At 43.2% G+C, this 10461-nt stretch carries 7 protein-coding genes; 3 read left to right on the forward strand and 4 right to left on the reverse strand.

The annotated features are described in order from the left end of the window. Positions 1-13 precede the first annotated feature (13 nt). Both IQ229_RS01960 and IQ229_RS01965 read right to left on the reverse strand, forming a co-directional pair. Entirely contained in the window at positions 14-1480 is a 1467-nt protein-coding gene (locus IQ229_RS01960) for a glycoside hydrolase family 13 protein (RefSeq protein WP_194040791.1), read from the reverse strand. A 521-nt stretch (positions 1481-2001) separates the two neighbouring features. Next, positions 2002-3930 carry an alpha-amylase family glycosyl hydrolase gene (locus tag IQ229_RS01965; protein ID WP_194040793.1) on the reverse strand — a complete coding sequence of 643 codons (1929 nt, stop codon included), beginning with the start codon at positions 3928-3930 and terminating at the stop codon, positions 2002-2004. A 478-nt stretch (positions 3931-4408) separates the two neighbouring features. On the opposite strand from IQ229_RS01965, the gene IQ229_RS01970 reads away from it, so the two are divergent. The 3 genes from IQ229_RS01970 (at position 4409) to IQ229_RS01980 (ending at position 8127) form a co-directional block, all read left to right on the forward strand. Then, positions 4409-5458 carry a tellurite resistance TerB family protein gene (locus IQ229_RS01970; protein WP_194040795.1) on the forward strand — a complete coding sequence of 350 codons (1050 nt, stop codon included), beginning with the start codon at positions 4409-4411 and terminating at the stop codon, positions 5456-5458. Positions 5459-5727: 269 nt separating this feature from the next. Continuing rightward, the gene (locus tag IQ229_RS01975; RefSeq protein ID WP_194040797.1) at positions 5728-7542 is read left to right on the forward strand and encodes a serine/threonine-protein kinase; all 1815 of its coding nucleotides are present in this window, start codon (positions 5728-5730) and stop codon (positions 7540-7542) included. A 366-nt stretch (positions 7543-7908) separates the two neighbouring features. Continuing rightward, the gene (locus IQ229_RS01980; RefSeq protein ID WP_194040799.1) at positions 7909-8127 is read left to right on the forward strand and encodes a hypothetical protein; all 219 of its coding nucleotides are present in this window, start codon (positions 7909-7911) and stop codon (positions 8125-8127) included. A 60-nt stretch (positions 8128-8187) separates the two neighbouring features. On the opposite strand, the gene ribD is transcribed toward IQ229_RS01980, so the two are convergent. Next, positions 8188-9405 (reverse strand): bifunctional diaminohydroxyphosphoribosylaminopyrimidine deaminase/5-amino-6-(5-phosphoribosylamino)uracil reductase RibD, encoded by a 1218-nt coding sequence (ribD, locus tag IQ229_RS01985; protein WP_194040803.1) that lies wholly within the window; start codon positions 9403-9405, stop codon positions 8188-8190. 327 nt (positions 9406-9732) lie between these two features. Continuing rightward, complete coding sequence (mreD, locus tag IQ229_RS01990) at positions 9733-10350, reverse strand: rod shape-determining protein MreD (RefSeq protein ID WP_194040801.1); 618 nt, start codon at positions 10348-10350, stop codon at positions 9733-9735. Positions 10351-10461 lie beyond the last annotated feature (111 nt).

A 10461-nucleotide genomic window follows, 5' to 3' on the forward strand; every position in this document is an offset into this window, starting at 1 on the left:
TAAGAGACAGCCCTCAGCCCCTAGCCCCCAGAATGCAGCCACTGCGTGCGGGAATAGTCAATAATAACTGCTGAGTTTCTCCTTTATTATTCCACTCAACTTCAGCAGTGCCATATAAAAGCTTGTTGGGTTGAGTATGCAAACTTGCGACATCTGCATTCGCTGTTGCTGAACTTGTACCAGCGTTGATGGCAATTATTAATTCCTCTTTGCCTAGAGTTCGCGCAAAGATATAAAGTTCCCCTTGAGCATGGAGAACTTGGTAATCACCTGTACGCAATGCTGGGTAAGTGTGGCGGAGGGCAATTAACTGGCGGTGAGTATTGAAAATTTCTTGATTCCAGTTACTCTCTAAAGGAAAGCCACGACGTGAGTCGGGATCTATAGCACCAGGTAAACCAACTTCATCACCATAGTAGATGCTGGGGGCACCGGGAAAGGTGAGTAGCAATAAAGTTGACAATTCTATACTGGCTATATCGCCGCCTGCAATGGTCATCAATCGGGCTGTATCGTGACTTGCAAGCAAATTGAGTTGAGTTAGCTGAATTTCCCAAGGGTAAAGTTGCAGTACTTCTTGAATTTTGGTGGCGTACTCGGCAGCAAATAAGGGTGGGTACGGTTGATAGTCACGGCTTTGGACTTGTTCTAAGACTACGCGATCGCCTGCGGCAAAGGCAATTGTCGGCCCGGCAAATAGATAATTCATCACACCGTCAAATTGCGTCCCATCCAACCACTCGCGGGAATCTCCCCACACTTCGCCCACAATATAAGCTTCGGGATTGATGGCTTTGACGCGATCGCGAAATTCCTGCCAAAAACCAGGAGTTTTAATTTCAAATGGTACATCTAATCGCCAACCATCGATGCCGAATTTAATCCAATATTCGGCAATTTCCATAATGTATTCTCGTACTTCTGGATTATCGTGGTTAAATTCTGGCAAGGCGCGATTTCCTGCCCAACCCACGTAGTTGGCAGGAAATTCCCCATTATATGGTGAAAGGGGCCAGCCTTCTATTTTGAACCAATTTACCCAAGGTGAATGGGGGCCATTTTCTAAAACGTCGTGGAAAAAGAAAAAGCCCCGACTGGAATGGTTAAACACCCCATCCAGAACAACTTTGATATTCCGTTGATGGGCTGCATCGAGTAATTCCTTAAAAGCTTCGTTGCCCCCTAACATCGGGTCAACTCGATAATAATCGTGGGTATGATAGCGATGATTACTGGCGGATTGAAAAATGGGTGTGAAATAAATCGCGTTAATCCCCAAATTCTGGATGTAATCTAAATCCTCCATAATGCCCCATAAATCGCCGCCTTTATAGCCTTGCAGGGTTGGCATAGAGTCCCAATCTTCCCAACGGGCTTCTTGCAATAATCGTTTGCGCGGCTGTTTGCTTCTGGCAAAACGATCTGGGAAAATTTGGTAGAAAACAGCGTGCTTCACCCAGTCTGGTGTTTGAATTTGCATGAATAACTTTTTGTATGTTTAGAAGCGATCGTTGCAAATATTAGCTTCTTTATGGCTCTTACTTATGATAGAGAATCTGTCATTTCTCAGTATTCATTAGTGATTTAGCCTTTTTCATGTTGTTTTATACGCAAATGTTATCAGTCTTAACTTTTTTGACTACAATTTGTTTTAGTTTTTAACAGTTCATCTACACAGACTCGTCACTGATTGCATTCTAAGTCTTAAATCTTCTTTAAGAAATTTATTTATTACTTAATTCTTCTTAATTTTATTTTCTTCACTTTGTCCGTAATGATTTAGGCAGACAATGGATTAGTTTAATATAACGCCATGTGCGACTTTCTCTCAAACCTAACCCCCAACCCCTTCCCTACTAGCGTTGGGGAGCAAAAATCAAAGCCTCTCTCCCTGTGGGGGAGAGGAATGGAAGTGGGGTTCTAAGGATAAGTTGCACATCACGTGAGTGAAGAATCAAAATTTTAATCCTTCACTCTTCATACTTCATTCGATATTTATTTCTATGATTCTCTTCCCGATGCCCAGGTATCACGCCATTTGACAGTACCTTCTTTCGCAATCACCCAGCGACGATTTACGAGATTTTCGCGTAGAGGCGATCGCCCTTCCCGCCACATGGCATATTTATAAGCAATTAGCTTACCAGCACTTTCATCAAAGGGAATCTCAGCAAACCAAGTATTGGTGTTGATGTACTCTAGGGGATAGGCTTTGTTGATATCCCAGTTACCTAACTCTGGGCAATCTCCTGTCACCACAACGATTTCACCAGGTTGGGTCTCTACGCCATTGAGTTGGACGCGGACAATTGTTTGTGCTTTTATCCGTTCGCCAACGTGGCTGAAAACAAGCACTCCCCGTTCTTCTAGTACTAGGTCATAAATCTTGCCATCTTTCACCTCATACTTGTTGCGAGTCACCACGCAGGTATGTTCGCCATCGGGCAATTCTGTTTCTACTTCTGGTAAACTAACTTCTCCTCCCCGGTTTAAAGCTACAAAACACACAGAGTCACGATAACGGCGTACATAGCAGTAAACATCGGGTGTTAAGTATTTTTGCCAGTGGCTACCCATTGACACGGCTGGATTCAGTCGTCGTAAGCCAGACAGCAGTCTAATGCAACGATAAATCTCACTCTCAGTATCCCAATTTTCCATCATTGGGCGGTTGTACGGGTCGTTGCCGCCATCGGTGTCGTTATGCAGATACTGTTCTGTGCCGTAATATATGCAGGGAATACCGCGACAGGTCATAATTAAGGCGATCGCAACCTTCAGCATCGCTGGATCGGGGTTCAGCGATTGAAAACGGCACATATCATGGTTATCGATGAAGGTGACTAACTCTGTTGCCCCGTTGTAGCGATGATCTTGGTCAAAAATATATTGAATTGTTTGGAATCCCATTTCTGAACCTTGCCCTAGTGCGGCTCGAATTGCCACGCACAAGCCAAAGTCTAGAAGTGTCATGCCTGAGTGATTGACAAATTCTACTGAGCGCTCGTCACTCGGATTACTATAAATCCATTCACCAAAAATGAATACATCTGGTTTGTGATTGGTCATCTCGCCAGTGAATTCTTGCCAAAACCAGATCGGCATGTGCTTGACAGTATCCACCCGCAGTGCATCTACACCCCGGTCTAGCCATTGTTTAATTGCTGACTTAATATACTCTCGATATTCCGCATTATTTTCATTGAAGGTTGCTAGGCCAGATAATTCACAGTTTTGTACTTGCCAATCATCTTCCCAATTTTGCACTTCGCCATAGTGGTGATACCAATTATTGACATCATTATTGAAATCAGCAATTTTGACACCATCATCATACAATTCACCTTTACTACCGCTAGTATCAGGTGTGCTATGGTTGCAGACAATATCCAGCACTAGCTTCATATTGCGCTTGTGCATTTCTGTAATTAACCGATCAAAGGTCGTATTTTTTTCTTCTTGAGTTGCGTTTAAAGAAGGGTTCTCTCCCTCAGCAATGTATCGAGGATTAAGCCGTTTAAAGTCTTTTGTCCAATAGCCATGTATTGCTGCATTGCCAACAAATAACTCTTCAACCTGCTCGAACAGTGGAGTTAGCCAAAGAGCGGTAACTCCCATATTTTTGAGATAATCTAATTTATCGATGACACCTTGCAAATCGCCACCCCAGTACTTACCCCAATCCTGTCTAGTTGGATCGTACAGTTCTGAGTTTGCACCTTCGCTGTTATCTGGGTCGCCATCATAAAAGCGATCGACTACGAGAAAATAAATTGTTTCCTGACGAAATTCAATATCTCTGGTGTAAAGGAACTCTAGAGCAATCTCAATATCTAACTGCGGTTCTTGTATAAGAGCTTCTACATTTTCCTTTGCAGGATCTACCTTATATTGATCTGGTGAAAACTGGGATGGTGGGGTTTGTACCATAAAAAACTCAAAATTTCATCTAATTCACACTTGCAGAACCAACAGTACAACGTTTTGAGTATTGTGTGTCACTACAAACTTCGGTATTGTGACATCCTGCCTACGGTGTAGGTATCTACCGCTAGCTAGTTTATAATTCTATCGATAGATATAATTCATTTGCTAGAGGATAAAAATAAAGGAATATAGCAGTTATTAACGATAATTGCTTGGTCACAAAAATTTACAATATTTTATTAAGTTGACTTGCGGTAAATATTGAGCCTAGCTACTGTTTAAGTGTATATTCGACAACAGATATGAGAATACTTCAACTCCTTGGAGATCGTTTGTCAAGAAGGTTTTGTTACACCTGAGCAATACTGAGTAAACCACGTATAAGCCAACTTTTTCTTTAGAAGATTCGCTCCATTGGTAAACTGACCATTGTCACTTTCAATCTGTTATTACTATCAAGGAATTAATTTAGGTAGCAATTATGACCAAATATGACAAGGTTTTTAACTCACCAAAGACATCAGAGGAATCACTAAGTCCAGAGGAAGCGGTGGCGGCGATCGCAACTGTGACTGCGATCGCAGATTCATTTATTGAAGAGGTAGATGCAGAAAGTTTAGCGGGTATCCTCTGGGAATTCGAGGTTTTCGAGGAATACTCAGAAGATGAAATTGCAGAAATAGTTGATAGACTCATCTCCATTGCAGAAGAAGAGGGAATTGGGCCCCTGTTTAATGCCGCCAAAGTATCTCTCTCAGATGAATTAGTACTAGATGGTTTTGCCGCTGGGGTAATAGTGCTTTTAGACGATGACCTCGCTATCCCCAAACCGAAACAAGCCTACCTGAAAAAGCTACAAGCAGCCTTAGAACTTGAGGATGAAGAAGCAGAGGAAATCATCAAGGAGGTAATTGCAGCTTTTAAAGAAGCAGAAGATGAAGAATATGCAGATGATGAAGATGAGACAGTAGTCATCGAAGATTTTAGCGAACAGACCTATCAATCCCCTTTAGGTAATTTTTCTGTGCCGATTCCGGTCGATCCGCAGCAAGGCGGTAGAATTCAAAGCCAGGAAGGAGTAGTTGGCTTTTCTGATGACATTGGTACCTTACTGAGAATCGATTATTATCCTTTCCCCCTAGAACAGTTAGAGGAATTGGAGTCTGTTGGACAAGAAGAATATTTACAAACAATTTTAGTAGATAAGTATGTACCTCAAGCGATTTTCGCTAATGTACCAGATGCTTCTGTGGAATATACCGAATATCTGGAAAATACTTTGCGAGGCGCTTACTACGTGTTAATTGATATGCCCAAAGGTTCCACAATTTCTAAGCAAGAAAATAATGGAACTGCGATCAGATTAGATGCGTACCGGGGATTGCTCACCTTTATCAGTGGTGAATTTTTGTATATAGTTAGTAGTCAGCACAGTTTTATTAACGGCGAAACTCCTGATTCTGTTGAGGAAGAGGCTGAAGACATCAAAGAAAGTATTTTAGAGTTTGTTGAGACTATAGAGTTCACTTAGTCAGTATTTCATTCATTTGTGGCGAATTAAATTTGGCAGGATTCTGCGATACCAATGCATCGGCTGGCATTAGACATAAGAATGAAGAGACGTAGCAGTGCTACGTCTCTACAAAAATTCTGGATAACGCATATTTAATTTCACCAGAGTATATTCGCCTTGGCTTCGCTCATGTGATGTACATTTGGAAAGGGCGATGTCTGACGACAAGTTCGGAGAAGACAAGAAATCTCCGGCTCCGCACTGGGTGTCTACGCTTATAATTTTTCATGACAACAACCCTGCTGAACAATCGCTATCAAGTTATCCAGGTAATCGGCGCTGGTGGGTTTGGCGAAACCTTTCTAGCAGAAGATGTCCACATGCCTTCTCGCCGTCGCTGTGTAATCAAGCAACTAAAACCGATAACCAATAATGACCCGCAAACCTACCAACTTATCCAACAACGGTTTGAACGGGAAGCCGCAACCTTGGAGTATTTGGGTGAAAGTAGTCACCAAATTCCCAAACTCTATGCCTACTTTTCTGAGAATGGACAGTTTTACCTCGTCCAAGAATGGATTCACGGCCAAACTCTGACAAAAATTGTCGAAGCCAAAGGATTTGAGAGTGAAACTGCTGTTCGGCAAATTCTCTTGAGTCTGCTTTCAGTTTTAGATTATGTTCACAGTAAAGGCATTATTCACCGGGATATCAAGCCAGATAACATTATTCTGCGTTCTGTTGATAACGAGCCAGTTTTGATTGATTTTGGTGCAGTCAAAGAAACAATCCGTTCAGTGGTCAATTCTCCAGGATACCCCACGCGATCGCTTGTCATTGGTACGCCGGGATATATGCCTAGTGAACAAGCCGTTGGCCGCCCAGTTTACGCTACTGATATCTACAGTTTAGGTTTAACGGCAATTTATCTGCTGACTGGTAAACACCCGCAAGAACTAGTAACCGATCTAAAAACTGGGGAAATACTTTGGCAGCAACACGTCCCTAACGTCTCTTCCCAATTGGCGGCGGTACTTAATCAGGCAATTAAGCCTCATGCTGGCGATCGCTACAGTACTGCCAGTAAAATGCTATATGCCTTGCAGTCTGCTAGTAATATACCTACTGAGTTAACTACAAATACTCCCACGGTTAGTTTTTCTGCCAATGCATCGACTCGACAAACTCAGCCATTATATTCCCCGCAAAACAATTCTGCGATTCCAGGGTCTTCCAATCCTAGAAACTGGCAAAAACCTGCTGTGATTGTTGGTAGTTTGTTGATAGGCGGCTTGATTGGTGCAGTAGTAATTCCTAGCATCATTCGTCAGCAACAACCAAAAACAACCATTGGCACAAATCCCACGCCATCGCCAGAATCTTTTCCCGCTCCTGCATCTACCGAACCACCCGTTTCCTCTCAAACTTCTCCAGTTCCAGTTATCCCTAGCTCATCACCACGACAGCAACCAACCTCTAATTCCCCAGTTGTACCCATACCACAGCCAGAAGAAGAGCCTGTCACGTCAGATACTCCTGCGCCCGTAGTAACATCTACGCCACAGCCAGAACCAGAGAATGAGACAAGTGCACTTCCCACACCAGAAGCGCGTTCCACACCACAAAACAAGCCGCGTAGTAAATTAGCTGCCACTGCCAGTAGACAAAGCGTTCCCGCATTCCCTACAGGTACAACAAGAAACATTGTAGAAGCTACCCTCGGCAAACCAAATCAAGATTTAAGAGGCGCATGGGGCAACACTCGTGCTGTCGTTTACAAACTTGTGCCAAACAAAATTGACCTTGGCTACTTATTCGATCGTAATTCTAAAACGCTGCGTCAAACTGAGGTATCTTTTGCCCAATCGGTAGACCCAGAAGTAATGGAAACTACCTTAAATGGAATGTTAGCAGGGCAAGCCACTGAAGAAATTAAGCAGGGGCTCAAACAGGTACAACAGCGCCAATCGGATAATTTTAGTTTTAAAAATGGCTCAGTCAAGGGTCAAATTATCCGCCAAGAATGTAATTTTATTTACATTAGCATTTGGGATTCAGATTTACATGATTTTGTAAATCCATCTACAGCCAAACAGTGTTAATTTTATGGCAAACACTATTCTCAAAAGTTAGATTTTTGTATCCTAAAAGACAGACTCAGTATTCAACATAGTGATTCAAAAACTGACTTTATTCGGCTACAATCAAGATAATTTCAGTTTTCCCAAACACAAAAAACCAATTTTTAGAATTAGTGCATTTGTTTTCTAGATTTTGCAACTAAATCCCTAAAAATCTGTGTTTCCCATTCCCCATCTTTATTTTCAATTCTTAATCTTCATAAAGTTATAAATACCATTATTAAGTTTTTAATAATACTTGTCTCAGCTTCTACATTCATGTCGTAAAGTTCGATTGGAATTGTGTAATCTGAAGACAGCAAAGCTAAATTATTCAATTGAGGTCTGATGACTCCTACAATCATGCGTCAGCTTTGGTCAGTGGTTGAAACCGCTCAAGCCAAGCTCCTTTTACAACTGGATGATGCTAGCTTGGTGCAGTGGTTAGTGAAACAAATCGAAACGCAAGTGTTGTTAGATTCTAACGAAACTGATTTTCTTAGCCACTACATTCAATCTCGGCTAGCCCTCATACGCGATCTTGCCCATGAACGCCAGTGTTCATGATGCCTACGGCGGGCTACGCCAACGCAAAATCAAGATAAATAGATTGATCGTCAAGCGTTATTACTGTAGACTATTAGCTTTTTGGGACAAATAACCTTCCACTAAGCAGTCAGAGCCTACTACACGCCAACGAACACGTTCTAAAGACAACGCCTCAGTCATGGTAGTAAAACCTAAATCGCCCACTGGTGTGGGAGCAATACTACCACCAATGATTTTTGGGGCAATAAATGCTAAAACTTTTTGCACTGCTCCTTGAGCGATCGCACTAGCAGCTAAAGTACCACCACACTCCCACAGCACGCTACAAAAACCTCGTTCATATAAGTACGCCATTGCCTTATCCGGTGTCAGTGATGCTAATTCCACCACCTCCACACCCTGGTTGAGCAGCAGTTCTTGAAAATCGGGGTTAGCACCCTTCTGTGTCAACACCAAAGTTGGCGCATCCGCAGTTTGCCACAGATGGGCACTTGCCGGTAAGTCGAGATGGCGACTCATCACCACCCGCAGGGGATTATGTGCCCCCACCTGATGGCTGGTTAAGTAAGGATTATCTTGTCGGACTGTATTACCACCGACAATTATGGCATCACAAGCCGCCCGCACTAGATGTACTTCACTGCGGGCTTCTTGACTTGTCACCCAAGCGCTATGACCAGAGGTAGTAGCAATTTTGCCATCTAAAGTCATGGCATATTTTAAAATTCCCAAAGGTCGCTTATAGAGAATGCGATGCACAAAAGCTTCATTTAGCTGACGACAGGCTTCCTCTTCTACTCCTACCAACACTTCAATCCCCGCCGCTCGTAAACGGGCGATGCCACCTCCAGCTACCAAGGGATTGGGGTCAACCATACCCACTACTACTTTTGCCACCCCTGCTTCAATCAATCCTTCCGAACAAGGGGGAGTACGCCCATAGTGATTACAAGGTTCGAGGCTGACATAGATCGTCGCACCACGAGCGCGATGGCCTGCTTCCCTCAAAGCAAACACTTCTGCATGAGGCTCACCTGCACGAGGATGAAACCCAACGCCTACAATCTCGCCATCCTTGACAATCACCGCTCCCACTAACGGATTGGGCGAAGTCCGCCCTAAAGCGCGACGAGCAAGTTCCAAACACCGCAGCATCATGCGAGAGTCAAAGTCAGTTCCTACCTTTGGCTTTGGTGGTGAATTCGAGCCAGCTGCTGACTCCACTATTCGTGTATTTTCCTGAGTGTAATTTGGTAAGGATGCATCTGCTTGAGCGACCACTGGGGAATTATCCATAATTTTAGGCAACACTGTAAATATTCTGCACGCGATCGCGCAGCCTCTCCACAAGAGAATCGCGCTTTGCTCCTGATAATTAAACAGTAATATCTAGGCGCTATTATTGGCTGTCTTCAACTTACATGAGCTTACATGAGTCTGTAATATTCACACTTACAGTTCACTGTAGCTTGAATCCATATTGTCAGAGGTTGCCCAAATTCCATAAAAATTTAGGTTACAGGGTACAAAAGATAATTTTCTTTACTGTCACCTGTAACCTATCCCCTTCCTAACTGCTAATTCTTCTACAGACGCGATTAATCGCGTCTCTAACTCCCTTTACTATTGCTCCAACAATTTCATCCGTTGCCACCAAAGATTCAGGGGATAATAGACCACAGGTGCCCACAGACTACTCAGAATGGCAGAGGCAAGAGCGACGCGCTGATAATATGTCCAAATATCTGTCACTTTGCGCTCATTGCCGAGCAAAGTTAATTGCAATCCAAAGATAGTTTCTGCCAAAACTGCCAAAACAAAGACAATTACAGCAATCGAAATAAAATCTTCTTCGATAAAGCGCTGTTTCTGGAGCAGACTAGTTAAAGCCCCCACAATACCTAAACTGATGGCATGAGTCGGGCTAGGTGATGTCATCGAATCTTGAAGTAGCCCCAGAACTATACCTGCCAATGCTCCGGCAAACACCGTGCGCTTCACACTCCAAGCTACCACCCAAATTAATAACCAGTTAGGGCCAATTCCCAACAATTCCATACCTGGGAATCGGGTTGGTAATAATAGTAAACATAACAGTACAGAACTAGCCGTCACTATCCAACCCAACAACTGACGTATACCGGGATGCCAACGAGCAAGCGGTTGGATTCGGAATTTCGATTTTCGCTCTGACGATTTTGGCTTTTTCTGCCTGCTACCACCAAATGCAGGAATCTTCATTTTTCTATGGATTTTTTCAAAGAATTTACTTAGACTTTTGCGGTACTGGATTTGCCGACTCTTGGTTTTCTGGCTTGGGATAAACAGCTACCCAATCAAGAGAGCGGATTG

Source organism: Nostoc cf. edaphicum LEGE 07299 (genome assembly GCF_015207245.1).
Lineage (GTDB): Bacteria > Cyanobacteriota > Cyanobacteriia > Cyanobacteriales > Nostocaceae > Nostoc > Nostoc edaphicum_B.

Bases quoted from the DNA above. Each gene is read 5' to 3' on its own strand.
- mreD (WP_194040801.1), bottom strand. From the start codon at position 10,350: ATGAAGATTCCTGCATTTGGTGGTAGCAGGCAGAAAAAGCCAAAATCG.
- ribD (WP_194040803.1), bottom strand. From the start codon at position 9,405: ATGGATAATTCCCCAGTGGTCGCTCAAGCAGATGCATCCTTACCAAAT.
- IQ229_RS01965 (WP_194040793.1), bottom strand. From the start codon at position 3,930: ATGGTACAAACCCCACCATCCCAGTTTTCACCAGATCAATATAAGGTA.
- IQ229_RS01980 (WP_194040799.1), top strand. From the start codon at position 7,909: ATGACTCCTACAATCATGCGTCAGCTTTGGTCAGTGGTTGAAACCGCT.
- IQ229_RS01960 (WP_194040791.1), bottom strand. From the start codon at position 1,480: ATGCAAATTCAAACACCAGACTGGGTGAAGCACGCTGTTTTCTACCAA.
- IQ229_RS01970 (WP_194040795.1), top strand. From the start codon at position 4,409: ATGACCAAATATGACAAGGTTTTTAACTCACCAAAGACATCAGAGGAA.
- IQ229_RS01975 (WP_194040797.1), top strand. From the start codon at position 5,728: ATGACAACAACCCTGCTGAACAATCGCTATCAAGTTATCCAGGTAATC.